General features: G+C 71.9%; 13 protein-coding genes, 1 tRNA gene and 1 pseudogene. 11 read left to right on the top strand and 4 right to left on the bottom strand.

Annotation, left to right across the window (positions count from 1 at the left end; genetic code table 11):
- Nucleotides 1-407 precede the first annotated feature (407 nt).
- From IC607_RS11410 to IC607_RS11445, 9 genes and pseudogenes are all read left to right on the top strand, one after another.
- Complete coding sequence (locus IC607_RS11410; RefSeq protein ID WP_191787484.1) at nt 408-908, top strand: DUF559 domain-containing protein; 501 nt, start codon at nt 408-410, stop codon at nt 906-908.
- Nucleotides 909-1,083: 175 nt separating this feature from the next.
- Nucleotides 1,084-2,868 (top strand): methionine--tRNA ligase, encoded by a 1,785-nt coding sequence (gene metG, locus IC607_RS11415; RefSeq protein ID WP_191787485.1) that lies wholly within the window; start codon nt 1,084-1,086, stop codon nt 2,866-2,868.
- Between the two features lie 57 nt (nt 2,869-2,925).
- Nucleotides 2,926-3,864 (top strand): TatD family hydrolase, encoded by a 939-nt coding sequence (locus IC607_RS11420; RefSeq protein WP_191787486.1) that lies wholly within the window; start codon nt 2,926-2,928, stop codon nt 3,862-3,864.
- 151 nt (nt 3,865-4,015) lie between these two features.
- Nucleotides 4,016-5,221, top strand: a complete 1,206-nt coding sequence (locus tag IC607_RS11425) for a ubiquitin-like domain-containing protein (protein WP_370526154.1) — start codon at nt 4,016-4,018, stop codon at nt 5,219-5,221.
- 277 nt (nt 5,222-5,498) lie between these two features.
- Complete coding sequence (locus IC607_RS17485) at nt 5,499-6,731, top strand: transglycosylase family protein (protein WP_370526156.1); 1,233 nt, start codon at nt 5,499-5,501, stop codon at nt 6,729-6,731.
- Between the two features lie 76 nt (nt 6,732-6,807).
- Complete coding sequence (gene rsmA / locus IC607_RS11435; protein ID WP_191787488.1) at nt 6,808-7,776, top strand: 16S rRNA (adenine(1518)-N(6)/adenine(1519)-N(6))-dimethyltransferase RsmA; 969 nt, start codon at nt 6,808-6,810, stop codon at nt 7,774-7,776.
- Nucleotides 7,773-8,711 (top strand): 4-(cytidine 5'-diphospho)-2-C-methyl-D-erythritol kinase, encoded by a 939-nt coding sequence (locus tag IC607_RS11440; protein ID WP_191787489.1) that lies wholly within the window; start codon nt 7,773-7,775, stop codon nt 8,709-8,711. The genes rsmA and IC607_RS11440 overlap by 4 nt, the downstream gene beginning before the upstream one ends.
- Nucleotides 8,712-8,741: 30 nt before the next feature.
- Nucleotides 8,742-9,207, top strand: a pseudogene (locus tag IC607_RS17885) (ATP-binding cassette domain-containing protein); the annotation flags it as partial.
- Nucleotides 9,201-10,535 carry an ABC-F family ATP-binding cassette domain-containing protein gene (locus IC607_RS11445; RefSeq protein ID WP_370526206.1) on the top strand — a complete coding sequence of 445 codons (1,335 nt, stop codon included), beginning with the start codon at nt 9,201-9,203 and terminating at the stop codon, nt 10,533-10,535. The pseudogene IC607_RS17885 and the gene IC607_RS11445, both read left to right, overlap by 7 nt.
- A gap of 4 nt (nt 10,536-10,539) precedes the next feature.
- Here the strand turns inward: IC607_RS11445 and IC607_RS11450 are convergent, their stop codons facing one another.
- Genes IC607_RS11450 through IC607_RS11460 form a run of 3 tightly spaced genes read right to left on the bottom strand, consistent with a single transcriptional unit; the run spans nt 10,540 to nt 11,919 of the window.
- The gene (locus IC607_RS11450) at nt 10,540-10,755 is read right to left on the bottom strand and encodes an SCO4848 family membrane protein (RefSeq protein ID WP_191787491.1); all 216 of its coding nucleotides are present in this window, start codon (nt 10,753-10,755) and stop codon (nt 10,540-10,542) included.
- Nucleotides 10,756-10,769: 14 nt separating this feature from the next.
- Nucleotides 10,770-11,276: a MarR family winged helix-turn-helix transcriptional regulator gene (locus IC607_RS11455; RefSeq protein ID WP_191787492.1), complete on the bottom strand. Its 507-nt coding sequence runs from the start codon at nt 11,274-11,276 to the stop codon at nt 10,770-10,772.
- A gap of 40 nt (nt 11,277-11,316) precedes the next feature.
- On the bottom strand, nt 11,317-11,919 hold the full coding sequence (locus tag IC607_RS11460; protein ID WP_191787776.1) for a TetR/AcrR family transcriptional regulator: 603 nt from the start codon (nt 11,917-11,919) through the stop codon (nt 11,317-11,319).
- Between the two features lie 109 nt (nt 11,920-12,028).
- Here IC607_RS11460 and IC607_RS11465 point away from each other — a divergent pair.
- Nucleotides 12,029-12,103: transfer RNA gene (locus tag IC607_RS11465), tRNA-Gln, on the top strand.
- Nucleotides 12,104-12,293: 190 nt separating this feature from the next.
- On the top strand, nt 12,294-13,451 hold the full coding sequence (locus IC607_RS11470; protein WP_191787493.1) for a hypothetical protein: 1,158 nt from the start codon (nt 12,294-12,296) through the stop codon (nt 13,449-13,451).
- Nucleotides 13,452-13,614: 163 nt separating this feature from the next.
- Here IC607_RS11470 and IC607_RS11475 read toward each other — a convergent pair whose 3' ends face one another.
- Nucleotides 13,615-14,148, bottom strand: a complete 534-nt coding sequence (locus tag IC607_RS11475) for a hypothetical protein (RefSeq protein ID WP_191787494.1) — start codon at nt 14,146-14,148, stop codon at nt 13,615-13,617.
- Between the last annotated feature and the right edge of the window lie 88 nt (nt 14,149-14,236).

Raw genomic sequence — 14,236 nt, forward strand, 5'->3', positions numbered from 1 at the left:
TCCGTTCGGTGTCCCAGCCGTGGGGTGATGGGGCCGTGTTCGACCGCATCTCGCACCGCATCGAAGAGCTCGGTGGCGCCGCGCGGCAGCAAGACATCGGCAGCGCCGCTGCCGTGCAGGCTGCGCTCAGGCGTGGGTCGATCACGCGTCCCACACGCGGCGTCTATGCCCTGCCCGGCACCGTCGACTCCGTCGTGGCCGCAGCGGTTCACGGTGGGATGGTCGGTTGCACGTCGGCGGTCGAGCTGAGCGGCCTCGCGGTGCTGCGACCGTCGAGGATCCCGCACGTCTCGGTTCCGTTCGATCGTGGACGCCGGGCATCGGGGGTGCGGACGGCGATGCCAGCCGTGGTGCACAAGGAGCGTCGGGTTCGCGGTGGGCGTGCGGTCGGGGTCGCGGTGGCGTCCGTGGACGACGCACTCGCCCGGATGCTGGTCTGCTGCGACCCCGTGGCCGCGCTGGTGTCGATCGACAGCGGCCTCAACAAGCGCCGGACCACCGCCGCACGCATCACCGCAGCGCTGCCGAGCAATGCGCCGGCCCTCGCCCGCATCGTCCTTTCCCGCGCCGACGGTCGCAGCCAGTCGCCGCTCGAGACCGTGGCGCGCGTGGCGCTCGTGGCCGCGGGCTTCGAGGTCGACGCAGGTCGGTTCATCACGGGTGTCGGCTACGTCGACCTCGTCGTCGGTGGCCGTGTCGTGGTCGAGCTGGACGGGTTCGAGTTCCACCGGTCGAGAGCACAGTTCCGGGAGGACCGCCGCAGGGATCGTGCACTGGTGGCCGAGGGCTACCTGGTCCTCCGGTTCGCCGCCGAGGATGTCTTGTACCGCACCGACGAGCTGGTCGCCGCCGTGGCGTGTGCCTGCGCCCAGGCGGGTGTGAGCAGGGCAATCCCGCACGACTTGTGACAGAAGTGCGGCAGCGGGGCTGGCGCGCGTCCCTCGAGCACCCGTCGTTCACAGGTCGTGCGGTATTCAGAGGTCAGCCGAATCGCGGGCGCCCCTCCGTTCCCGAGCAACCGGTGACGTGGGCTGAGCCGGGCGGCGCGGCAGGGCGGTGGTGCGGGCACCTAGGATCGGGCTCATGTCCCGCATCCTGTCTGCCGTCGCGTGGCCCTACGCGAACGGCCCCCGCCACATCGGTCACGTCGCCGGCTTCGGCGTCCCGTCGGACGTCTTCTCCCGGTACATGCGCATGGCGGGGCACGACGTGCTCATGGTCTCGGGCACCGACGAGCACGGCACGCCGATCCTGGTCCAGGCGGAGCAGGAGGGTGTGAGCCCGCAGGAGCTCGCGGACCGCTACAACCGCGTCATCGTGGAGGACCTGACCCAGCTGGGCCTGTCCTACGACCTGTTCACCCGCACCACCACGCGCAACCACTACGCCACCGTGCAGGAGATGTTCCGCACGGTGCACAAGAACGGGTACATGGTCGAGCAGTCGACCATGGGCGCGATCAGCCCCAGCACGGGCCGCACGCTGCCGGACCGCTACATCGAGGGCACGTGCCCCATCTGCGGCTACGACGGCGCTCGCGGCGACCAGTGCGACAACTGCGGCAACCAGCTCGACGCGATCGACCTGATCAACCCGCACAGCCGGATCAACGGCGAGAAGCCGAAGTTCGTCGAGTCGACGCACTTCTTCCTGGACCTGCCGGCGTTCGCGAGCGCGCTCGAGGCCTGGCTGTCGACGCGTCAGGGCTGGCGCCCCAACGTGCTGAAGTTCTCCCTCAACCTCATCGACGACATGCGCCCCCGCGCCATGACGCGGGACATCGACTGGGGCATCCCCGTCCCGCTCGAGGGCTGGGAGGACAACCCCAACAAGCGCCTGTACGTGTGGTTCGACGCGGTGATCGGCTACCTGTCGGCGAGCATCGAGTGGGCGCGCCGCACGGGCGACGACGACGCGTGGCGTCCGTTCTGGAACGACCCGCAGGCCCTGAGCTACTACTTCATGGGCAAGGACAACATCACGTTCCACTCCCAGATCTGGCCGGCAGAGCTCATGGGCTACGACGGTCGCGGCGACAAGGGCGGCACGCCCGGCCCGTACGGCACGCTGCAGCTGCCCACCGAGGTGGTCTCCAGCGAGTACCTGAACGTCGGCGGTCAGCAGTTCAGCTCGTCGCGCGGTGTCGTCATCTACGTCCGCGACATGCTGAGCCGTTACCAGCCGGACGCGCTGCGGTACTACCTGTCGGTGGCCGGCCCGGAGACGCAGGACGTCGACTTCACGTGGGCCGAGTTCAAGCGCCGCACCAACGACGAGCTCGTCGCGGGCTGGGGCAACCTGGTCAACCGCACGGCCAGCATGATCGCCAAGAACTTCGGCGAGATCCCGGCGGCGGGCGAGCGGCAGCCGGTCGACAGCGCGCTGCTGGCGACGAGCGGCGAGGCCTTCGGGACCGTCGGCTCGCTGCTGGGCGAGCACCGCAACCGGGCCGCGATCGGCGAGGCGATGCGCGTGGTCCAGGAGGCCAACCGCTACATCTCCGAGACCGAGCCGTGGAAGCTGACGGGCGACCGCGAGCGGCTGGGCACGGTGCTGAACACGGCCGCGCAGGCGGTCTGCGACGCGAACACGCTGCTGGCACCGTTCCTGCCGTTCGCGGCGCAGAAGGTGCACGAGACGTTCGGTGGCACCGGGACCTTCGCGCCGCAGCCGCGCATCGAGGAGGTCACGGACCTGGACGACGCGTCGCGCTCGTACCCGATCATCACGGGCGACTACTCGCAGACCGCGCGCTTCGAGTCCGTCCCCGTCGTCGCGGGCACGGCCGTCGGCAAGCCGACGCCCGTGTTCACCAAGCTCGACGACGACGTCGTCGAGCAGGAGATCGAGCGCGCGACCAAGGCGTGAGCACGACGAAGGCCCCGACGACCGTCGCCGCGGTCGTGCCGGTCGGAAGGGCCTGACGTGGCACGCACGCGCGAGCGCGGGTGGCCGCCGGCACCGGACCCGCTCCCCCTCCCGGTGGTCGACAACCACACGCACCTGGAGTCGGTGGCGGAGTGGCTCGCGGACGGTTGGCCCGCCGACCCGCCGGCCGGCGCCGGACGGCGGGTCGGGGTCGACGAGCACCTCGCGCGCGCGGCGAGCGTCGGGGTCACGCGGATGGTGCAGGTGGGCTGCGACCTCGACGCGGCGCGCTGGACCGATCGTGCTGTCCGCGAGCACCCGCAGCTGCTGGGGGCGGTCGCGATCCACCCCAACGAGGCGGTGCTGCACGCGGGGGTCCACGAGGTCGCGCCCGACGGGCTCGACCCCGACCCGCAGCCCCGGCACGCGGTGTCGCTCGACGACGCGATCGACACGGTCATGCTGATCGCGCGCGCCAACCCCCGCATCCGCGCCATCGGCGAGACGGGCCTGGACCACTTCCGGGCAGGCCCGCGGGGCCGGGGAGTGCAGCGGGACTCGTTCCGTGCGCACATCGCACTGGCCAAGGAGCTGGGGCTGGCGCTGCAGATCCACGACCGCGACGCGCACGCGGAGGTGGTGCAGATCCTGCTGAACGACGGTGCCCCGGAGCGGACGGTCTTCCACTGCTTCTCGGGCGACACCTCGCTGGCGCAGGTGGCGCGCGAGAACGGCTGGTTCTGCTCGTTCGCGGGTCCGGTGAGCTTCCCCGCCAACGAGGGCCTGCGCGAGGCGCTGCGCGAGCTGCCGCCGGAGCTGGTGATGGTCGAGACCGACGCGCCGTACCTGACGGTGCACCCGTACCGCGGCCGACCCAACGCGCCGTACCTCCTGCCCGGCACGGTCCGCGCGATCGCCGAGGTGACCGGCCGACCGCTCGTCGATGTCTGCGCCGACCTGTCGCGCACCGCGGAGTCGGTCTACGGCGGGTGGTGAGTCCGCGCCGACCAGCCGGCGACACGCCGTGCGACACGCCGGGCCGACGAACTGGACGCCCGACCTGTCCGATCCCGGGTTTCGGCGTCGGTCACGGATCGGTTACGGTCTGACGAGCCCGAACCGGGCCGACGACGGCGGAAGGACCCACGTGCGGGACGACGCGAGCGCGCAGGAGCGCTCCGACGTGCCCGCGGGCCGGTCCCCGCGGCGCGCGGTCAAGATCGTCTCGCAGGCCGCCGTCCTGGCTGTCGTCGCGGCTGCGACCAGCGCGTTCGCCGTCATGCACAAGCAGGTGACGGTCGACGTCGACGGCAGGACCGTGCAGGTCGAGGGCTTCGGCCGGACGGTCGGCGCGGTCCTCGCGGGCGCGAAGATCAAGGTCGGGGACGGTGACCTCGTCGCGCCGACGCTGAACGACCCGGTCACGCAGGGCGAGCAGATCGTCGTGCGGCACGGTCGCGACCTCGACGTCGTCGTCGACGGCAAGCCGGACAAGGTCTGGACGACCGCGCTGACCGTGGGCGAGGCCATCGACGGCATGGGCCTGCGCGACGGGGACGTGCGCCTGTCGGCGTCGCGCAGCGCACCGCTCGGTCGGGACGCGTTGCGGGTGTCGACGCAGAAGACGATCCACCTGGTCGTCGACGGCCAGATGATCGACGGCGTGAGCAGCGCGGGCGACGTGCGCGACGCGCTCAAGGACGTCGGGCTCGTGCTCAACGAGGGCGACCAGGTCTCGGTGCCGCTCGACGCGACGGCGGTCGACGGCCTCGTCGTGCTCGTCACGAGGGCGCAGACCGACGCCCAGACGAAGACCGAGGCGGTCAAGTTCGACACGGACGAGGTCGACGACCCGGGCCTGACCAAGGGGCAGAAGGTCGTCGTCACGAAGGGCAAGGCCGGCGTCCGGACCACGACGTACCAGCTCGACTCGGTGGGCGGTGTCGTGACCGACCGCACGGTCCTGTCGTCGGTCGTCACCACCGAGCCGGTCACGCAGGTGGTGCACATCGGGACCATGGAGATGCCCGACCCGAGCAGCATCACGGTCGCGCCCGGGTCGGCGAAGGCCATCGCGAAGGGCCTCGCGGCCGACCGCGGCTGGGGCGACGACCAGTTCGCGTGCCTCGTCTCGCTGTGGAACCGTGAGAGCGGCTGGCGGGTGAGCGCCGCGAACCCGTCGGGCGCGTACGGCATCCCCCAGGCGCTGCCCGGCTCCAAGATGGCGAGCGTCGGAGCGGACTGGCGCACCAACCCGGTCACGCAGATCACGTGGGGTCTGGGCTACATCAAGTCGCGCTACAAGACCCCGTGTGGCGCCTGGGCGCACTCCCAGTCGTCGGGCTGGTACTGATCCGCCTACCAGGCTCACCCTCGCAGGGGTTGGCAAACCGGTCACGATTCGGTTACGGTCGCGTGTCGCTTCGGCCCGACCTTCCCTGGTTGAGCTAACGAGCGACCGGCGCCGGGAGCAGTCCCGGGCGCCGAGACGGCCGGATCGGGGATCCGGGAACCGACGGGGCCACCTCCCTCCAGGTGACCAGCGGTCGCGGGCAGCGACCACCGCCGGGTGTGCCGGGACCGGTGCGCGCTCCGCCCCCGTGCCCGGGCACCTCGACGGCTGGAGCCCCGTGCAGTTCACGACCCGCATCCTTGGTCCTTCGTCGCGCAAGCGATCCACCGACGCCCCGCAGGAGGACCGTCGATCCGGTCGTCGTGCGCTGCCCATCGTGGCGGGCGCCGCAGTCCTCGTCCTCGCCGGCGGCACCGCCGCGTACGCGGGGGTCCACAAGACCGTGACGCTCGACGTCGACGGCCAGGTCCGCGACGTCAGCACGTTCACCGGCTCGGTGGACCAGCTCCTGGCCGACCAGGGCGTCAAGGTCGGTGCCCGCGACGACGTCTCCGCCACCGGTGGCCTGCGCGAGGGCCAGGACGTCGTGGTCCGCCACGCCCACCAGATCACGGTCGCATCCGACGGCGTCCACCACGACGTCTGGACCACCGCGCTGACGGCCGACGAGGCCCTCGACACGCTCGCCGCTCGCGACAAGAACGTCACGCTCGTGGCGTCGCGCAGCTCGGCCGGTCGCGCGGAGCTGCCGCTGGACCTGGCCCTGCACGGGTCGGTCGACGTGGTCGCCGACGGCGAGACCAAGAACGCGCCGGACGCGGACGCGTCCCTCGGCGACGTGCTGGGTGATCTCGACATCACGCTCGCGCCGCTGGACCGCGTCTCCGTGGGGCAGAGTGACGAGGGGCGCGTCCAGGTGGTCGTCAACCGTGTCGCGGTCGAGGAGAAGACGAGCCACAAGAAGGTCGGCTACGACAAGAAGACCGTGAAGTCCGACGACAGCTACGTCGGCACCAGCACCGTCACCACCGAGGGCAAGAAGGGTGAGCGCACGATCGTCAAGCGCGTCACCACGGTGGACGGCAAGGTCACCGACACGGTGAAGCTGTCCGACAAGGTCACCAAGAAGGCGGTCGACCAGGTCACGACGGTGGGCACCAAGGAGCGTCCGGTCGTGAAGAAGGAGACGACGAGCACGTCGTCCTCGAAGTCGTCGTCCTCGTCGAAGTCGTCGTCCACCGGCAGCAAGATCAAGGCCGGCGGCAAGGCGGACTCGCTGAACTGGGCCGCGCTGGCCAAGTGCGAGTCGGGCGGCAACCCCCACATCGTCTCGTCGAACGGCCTGTACCACGGCCTGTACCAGTTCTCGGTGGGCACGTGGCACGCCGTCGGCGGCGCCGGGCTCCCGTCCAACGCGTCGTCGTCCGAGCAGACCGCGCGCGCGAAGATGCTCTACAACCGCTCGGGTGCGGGCCAGTGGCCCGTCTGCGGGAAGAACCTCTTCCGCTGACCTGATCCGCAAGCCCGACGACGCCCGCCGCACCCCCTCGCGGCGGGCGTCGTCGTGTCTCGCATAGGCTCGGCCCATGTCGACGACCGCCCTGCTGGGTCCCGCGGAGATCCGCGAGCTCGCCGCCGCCGCCGGCATCCGCCCCACCAAGACGCTCGGGCAGAACTTCGTGCTCGACGCCGGGACCGTGCGCAAGATCGTCCGGCAGGGCGACGTGGAGCCCGGCGACCGGGTCGTCGAGGTCGGTCCTGGCCTGGGTTCGCTGACGCTGGGCCTGCTCGAGGCCGGTGCGGACGTGATCGCGGTGGAGATCGACCCCGTCCTGGCAGGCCTGCTCCCGACGACGATCGCCCGCCACGTCCCCGGCCTGACCCTTCACCCCACGACGTCCGAGCAAGTGGCCGTTATAGCGGCCGAAGGCTCGGACGCTCGGGGTGGGGGCGTGGTGATGCGCGACGCCGACGGGCGCGACCGCTTCACCCTCGTGACCGCCGACGCGCTGAGCGTGACCGAGCTGCCCGGCGAGCAGCCCGTCGCCTTCGTCGCGAACCTGCCCTACAACGTCTCGGTCCCCGTGCTGCTGACGTTCCTGGAGCGGTTCGACTCGATCCAGCGGGGCCTCGTGATGGTGCAGGCCGAGGTCGCCGACCGCCTCGCCGCGCCCCCCGGCAGCCGCACGTACGGCATCCCGTCCGCGAAGGCGGCCTGGTACGCGGCGACGCGGCGCACGTCCACGATCGGCCGGTCGGTGTTCTGGCCCGTGCCCAACGTCGACTCTGCGCTGGTACGTCTGGACCGCCGCGAGCCGCCGGTGACCACCGCGTCCCGCGAGGAGGTGTTCGCGGTCGTCGACGCGGCGTTCGCGCAGCGCCGCAAGATGCTCCGCTCGGCGCTCGCCCCGCTGGCAGGGTCCGCGGACGCAGCGGTCACGGCCATCGAGGCGGCGGGGGTGGACCCGGCCGCTCGTGGAGAGCGTGTGGACATCGTCGGATTCGCGGCGATCGCGGCGCACCTGGCCGAGGCCTCTGGCAGGGTGGACGCGTGACGTTGACCCCCGTGGAGCCGCTGCCCGAGCACGAGGTGCGGGTGCGAGCGCCGGGGAAGATCAACCTGTCGCTGCGCGTCGGCGCGCGTGAGGCCGACGGCTACCACCCGCTGACCACGGTGTTCCAGGCGGTCTCCGTCTTCGAGGAGGTCGTCGCGACGCCGTCCGACGAGCGCACGTTGACGGTCTCGGGCGCGCAGGCGGACCTGGTCCCGACGGACTCGTCGAACCTGGCCCTGCAGGCGGTCGAGGCCCTGGCGCGGCGCACGGGGGTCGACGAGGGCGTGCACCTGCACCTCGACAAGGGCGTCCCGGTGGCGGGCGGGATGGCGGGCGGGTCGGCCGACGCGGCCGCCGCGCTGGTCGCCTGCGACGCGCTGTGGCACACCGGGCTGTCGCGTCCGGAGCTCCTCGAGATCGCCGCCGAGGTGGGCGCCGACGTCTCGTTCATCCTCATGGGCCACACCGCCGTCGGCCAGGGCCGCGGACACCTGCTCACGCCGGCCCTGACGCGCGGCGAGTTCTACTGGGCGTTCGCGGTCCAGGACCGCGGCCTGTCCACCAGCGCGTGCTACCAGGCGTTCGACGAGCTGCACGGCGGCGAGCCCGGCGCGCCCGATCCCGAGCTCGACGTGCCCCTCATGCAGGCGTTGCGGGCCGGCGACGCCCGGGCGCTGGGTGCGGCGCTGCACAACGACCTGCAGCTCGCCTCGCTCGAGCTCGACCCGCACCTGGCCGAGCCGCTCGCCGTCGCCGAGGACTCGGGCGCGCTGGGCGTCATCGTCTCCGGCTCGGGGCCCACCGTCGCCGCGCTCGCCCGCAGCCGCCAGCACGCCCTGGCGCTGGCGGCGGCGTTCACCGCATCGGGCGTGGCCGACCGCGTCCTGACGGCGTCGGCCCCCGTGGCGGGCGCTCGCGTCCTGTCGTCGGACTGACGCACCGTCGGGCGGTAGCCTGGCACCGCGATGGCTCACTTGCTCGGCGCGGACCGCGTCACCCTCACGCTCGGCACGCGCACCCTGCTCGACGGCGTCAGCCTCGGCCTCGACGACGGCCAGCTCATCGGCGTCGTCGGCCCCAACGGCGCGGGAAAGTCGACGCTCCTGCGCGTCCTGTCCGGTCAGCAGTCGCCCGACGACGGCCGCGTGACCCGCTCGGGCGGCACGCGCGTCGCCGTCCTCGACCAGCGCGACGAGCTGGGCTCGGGCACGGTCCTGGCGCACATCCACGGCACCGCCGAGCAGTACGAGTGGGCGGCGGACCCGGGCATCCGCGCCGTTCACGACGGGCTCCTCCCGGACGTCGACATGACCGCCGACGTCTCCACGCTCTCCGGCGGGCAGCGCCGCCGCGTCGCGCTCGCCGCGCTGCTGGTCCGCGACGACGAGGTGCTGGTGCTCGACGAACCCACCAACCACCTCGACGTGGAGGGGGTCGCCTGGCTCGCCGAGCACCTGAGTCAGCGCTTCGCCCGCGGCAGCGGCGCGCTCGTCGTCGTGACGCACGACCGCTGGTTCCTGGACGCTGTGTGCACGCGCACGTGGGAGGTCCACGACGGCGTCGTCGACCAGTACGAGGGCGGCTATGCGGCCTACGTCCTGGCGCGCGCCGAGCGTGCGCGCACGGCCGCGAGCACCGAGGAGAAGCGGCAGAACCTGCTGCGCAAGGAGCTCGCGTGGCTGCGCCGCGGCGCGCCCGCGCGGACGTCCAAGCCGAAGTTCCGCATCGACGCCGCCAACGCGCTGATCGAGAACGAGCCGCCGCCGCGCGACCGCATGGAGCTGTCGCGGATGGCGACCGCCCGCCTGGGCAAGGACGTGCTGGACATCGAGGACGTCACGCTCCGGTTCGGGGAGCGGACGCTGCTCGACGACGTCACGTGGCGGATCGGGCCCGGCGACAGGTTCGGGCTCGTCGGCGTGAACGGCGCCGGCAAGACGAGCCTGCTGCGGCTGCTGTCCGGCCGGCTGGAGCCGACGACCGGGCGCGTGAAGCGCGGCAAGACCGTGCAGGTCGCCGAGCTGCGCCAGGACGTCGAGGACCTCGACGAGCTGGGCGCGCTCACCGTGGTGCAGGTGGTGGAGTCGGAGAAGCGGTCGGTGGTCGTCGGGGGCAAGGAGCTCACGGCGGCGCAGCTCGTCGAGCGGCTCGGCTTCCCGCGCGACCGTGCCCGCACGCCGGTGCGCGACCTGTCCGGTGGCGAGCGTCGACGGCTGCAACTGCTGCGCCTGCTCGTCGGCGAGCCCAACGTGCTGCTGCTCGACGAGCCCACCAACGACCTCGACACCGACACGCTGGCCGCGCTCGAGGACCTGCTCGACTCCTGGCCGGGCACTCTCATCGTCGTCAGCCACGACCGCTACCTTCTGGAACGCGTCTGCGACCGGCAGATGGCGCTGCTCGGCGACGGTGCGCTGCGCGACCTGCCCGGTGGGGTCGAGCAGTACCTGGAGCTGCGGCACGCGGCGCTCGCGGGGGCCTCGCGACCTGCGGCCACGACCGCGCCGGCCGCCGCCGGGGCGACCCCGACCGTCGAGGTGTCCGCCGCCGACCAGCGTGCGGCGCGCAAGGAGATCGGGCGGATCGAGCGCCGCCTGTCGAAGATCGCCGAGCTCGAGGCGCGCCTGCACGACAAGATGGCCGCGCAGGCCACGGACCACGTCGCCGTCGCCGAGCTGGATGCGGAGCTCCGCGCGCTCGCGGACGAGAAGGACGAGCTCGAGGCCGCCTGGCTGGAGGCCGCGGAGATCGCCGGCTGACGCCTCAGCGGGTCAGCAGCCCCACCGCGGCGACGATCGACGCCGCGGCGATAGCCAGCGCGATCACCATGAGAATCAGGTGCACGCGAAAGAACGTGGTGGCGCGGCCGGCGTCGTCGCGCGCCCGCGGGTCACGGGCCACCCGCTGGAAGAACCGCGGCCACGCCACGACGTTGAACACGGCACCGATGAGCAGCACGACGGCGGCGAAGACGATCACCGCACGAGGGTAGGTCAGCTCGCGTCGAACGGGGTGATGAGCTCGCGCAGCAGGCCGGCGAGCTGGTCGCGGGACGCGTCGGGCAGCGCGCCGAGCAGCCCACGCTCCACGTCGAGCAGGTCCGCGAACGCAGCGTCGACGCGTGCCAGGCCCGCGGGTGTGAGCTGCACGAGCACACCGCGGCGGTCGTCGGGCGACGGCATCCGCTCGACGAGCCCGTGCTCCGCGAGCCGGTCGATCCGGTTCGTCATGGTCCCGCTGGTGACGAGTGTCTGCGTGAGCAGGACTCCGGGGGACAGGCGGTACGGCTCGCCGGCACGCCGCAGCGCCGACAGGACGTCGAACTCCCACGTCTCCAGGTCGTGCCGCGCGAACGCGCTGCGTCGGGCCAGGTCCAGGTGCCGGGCCAGGCGGCTCAGTCGGGACAGGACCTCGAGCGGGCTGACGTCCAGGTCGGGCCGCTCCCGGCGCCAGGCAGCGACGATCCGATCGACCTCGTCGCGGACGTCGTCGGCAGCCATGCGCCGAGATTACTCGACGTCGAGACACTGACCCGGGACGTCAGGGCGTGGCCTTGGTGAGCTGCGGACGCCGCTCCAGCCCGGACAGCCCGTTCCACGCCAGGTTCACCAGATGGGCAGCGACCTCGGACTTGCCGGGCCGACGAGCGTCGAGCCACCACTGCCCGGTCAGCGCGACCATGCCGACGAGCATCTGCGCGTAGATCGGCGCGGTCTTGGGGTCCTGGCCCTGCTTGCGGAACTGGTCGGCCAGGAGGTGCTCGACCTGGGTGGCCACGTCCCCGATCAGCGACGAGAACGTGCCCGTGGCCTGCGCGACCGGCGAGTCCCGCACCAGGATCCGGAACCCGTCCTCCGACGTCTCGATGTAGGTGAGCAGGGCCAGCGCGGTCCGCTCGACGAGCACCTTGGGGTGGCCGCCGCCCTCGAGCGCACCCGACAGCGCACCGGTCAGCGCCTGGATCTCGCGGTCGATGACCACCGCGTAGATCCCCTCCTTGCCACCGAAGTGCTCGTACACGACCGGCTTCGACACCTCGGCGCGCGCGGCGATCTCCTCGACGCTCGTCCCGTCGAACCCCTTCTCCGCGAAGAGGCGCCGCGAGACGTCCAGCAGCTGCGCGCGCCGCTGCGTGCCGGTCATGCGCGAACGAGGGACGCGCTTCGTCTCGGGGGCCACGGGGCCATTGTGCCCGCTCCACCCGCCGCGGGCTGGCAGACTGGACCGCCGACGCGGCGCACGCGCCCGTCGTTCCGCCCTGGTGTAACGGCAGCACGCCGGCCTTTGGAGCCGTGCAGTCCAGGTTCGAATCCTGGGGGCGGAGCCAGCCAGCCAGCCAGGCCAGACAGACCCAGACCGCTGCCACCGCACCACAGCCACCCACCCGAGCCCGGCCACATGGCCGTGCCGCGGATCAGTCGGTTCGGTCCTGACCGTGTAGGTCGCGACCGGTTGATTCAGGCGGGACCGACTGGACCATCCGACGACGGCGCGCGTCCGGTCACTACGATCGCGCCGTGGCGCATGCTTCCGCGGTCGAGTGGCTGGTGTTCGTGCTGGTCATCGGCGCGCGGCTGGTGGTCCCGCTACTGATCGGCCGCTTCCCGCTGCCGGCGATCATCGCCTCCCTCGTGATCGACGGCGTCGACAAGTCGATCTTCCAGGCGTTCACGGACCTGGACCTGTCCAACTACCAGTCGTACGACAAGGCGCTCGACGTCTACTACCTGACCATCACGTACCTCGCGGTGCTGCGGAACTGGCGGGACCGGTTCTCGGTCGGGGTGGTCGCGGCGCTCTGGTACTACCGGCTCGTCGGGGTGCTTGCATTCGAGGTGACCGGTGCGCGCTGGCTGCTCATGGCGTTCCCCAACACCTTCGAGTACGTGGTGATCGCGATCGAGGCGGTACGGACGCGGTGGGACGCGCGGCGGCTGTCGCGGTCGGTGGTGCTGTGGCTGACGGCCGTGGTGTGGGTGGCGATCAAGCTGCCGCAGGAGTGGTGGATCCACGTGGCGCAGCTGGACTTCACCGACGAGTTCAAGGCGCGCGTCCTGGGCGTGGATCCCGACGACGGCTGGGCTGCCGGGTTCGGCAACCGGCCGTGGGTCGTCCTGGCGCTCGTCGTGCTCGTCGTCGCACTGGTGCTCCTGGCCCGCTGGGCGTGGCCGCGGCTGCCGCGGCCGGACTGGCCGTTCACGCTGGACGCGGACGTGGTCGCGGCCCGCGAAGATGTGCCGACGACGACGCGCGAGGCCACGCCGACCTGGGCGCTGGCCGAGAAGGTGGTGCTGGCAGGCCTGGTGACCACGGTCCTGGTGCTGTCCTACCCGCGGGTCGAGGCGCGGTGGTGGGCGGCGTGGCTCGTCGTCGCCGGCACCGTGCTGGTGCACGCGGCGGTCCAGGCGTGGCGCGTGCGGTCCGGTCGACGAGGGCCCGACTGGCTCGGTGGGCAGCTCGCGCTCAACACCGCGATCAGCATGGTCGCGATGAGCGCGCTCGTCGCGCTGGTCTGGGGCGTCGGCGCGACGGGGGCGTCGCTCGCCGACGCGATCCTGATCGCGTACGTCGTTGCGCTGATCACGACGCTCTACGACCGCTGGTCGCCCCGCGGCGCGACCCGGAACCAGGAATCGATCAGTTCGGCGATGAACCCGTCGGTCGCAACCGTCTGATCCGGCTGGGAATCGACTGACTCACGCCGGCTCCTGCGCGGACGGGCGTCGCCGGTGGACTTCCGTGGGCCTGCGCGCGTAGCCTTGACGTGCGCGGGACACGAGTTCCGCGAAGTGGGCCCGGCAGCCATCCGGACGGTTGGTGAGCCGGGCTTTGCGCTGACTATGGACGGTCGACGATGGTCGTGACCGTCGAGAGCGCGTCGAGGTAGTCCGACCACGGGCGACCACGCTGGACGCACCAGGCGAGAGCGTCGGCGATCCACAGCATCGGCTCTTCGTGCTTGGCCAGGTGATCGAATCCGATGTCGCGATAGTTCCTTGGCCCGAGCTCGTCACGCAGCCAGCGGCGGTCGGCGACGACGACCGAGTCGTCCCGCTCCAGCACGATGCGCTGCGGGTGTGCCACCAGCGCATCGCGGGCAAGGGCTCGGAGTGCGACCTCACGCGCCGCCAACCCGCGCCTCCCGGTTACGCGGTAGACGATGACGTCGAGAGGCAGTCCGACGATGACGCGGAGCGCGGCTCGTCGAGTCGCGTCGCTCTCCTTCGTGAAGTGGAGGCTGCGTTGGCCTGGGCGGACGAGCTCGCGCAGTGCGCGTCGTGCCGGCGAGACGACGTCTGTCGGTGCAACCACGGTCACGACGACGTAGTCGGTGGCCTTCGTCTCGTCGACGTACCAGTGCGTGGTGGGCATCGGCGTGCGGGCTCCTGTCGTCAGCCAGCCATGATGCCTGCCCACGAGATCGCGCTGGTCGGTTACCCACAGGCAGACAGGCGACGGA

This window comes from Cellulomonas sp. JH27-2 (assembly GCF_014837175.1).
GTDB lineage: Bacteria > Actinomycetota > Actinomycetes > Actinomycetales > Cellulomonadaceae > Cellulomonas.

Bases quoted from the DNA above. Each gene is read 5' to 3' on its own strand.
- rsmA (WP_191787488.1), top strand. From the start codon at position 6,808: ATGTCGACGACCGCCCTGCTGGGTCCCGCGGAGATCCGCGAGCTCGCC.
- metG (WP_191787485.1), top strand. From the start codon at position 1,084: ATGTCCCGCATCCTGTCTGCCGTCGCGTGGCCCTACGCGAACGGCCCC.
- IC607_RS11460 (WP_191787776.1), bottom strand. From the start codon at position 11,919: ATGACCGGCACGCAGCGGCGCGCGCAGCTGCTGGACGTCTCGCGGCGC.
- IC607_RS11475 (WP_191787494.1), bottom strand. From the start codon at position 14,148: ATGCCCACCACGCACTGGTACGTCGACGAGACGAAGGCCACCGACTAC.
- IC607_RS11455 (WP_191787492.1), bottom strand. From the start codon at position 11,276: ATGGCTGCCGACGACGTCCGCGACGAGGTCGATCGGATCGTCGCTGCC.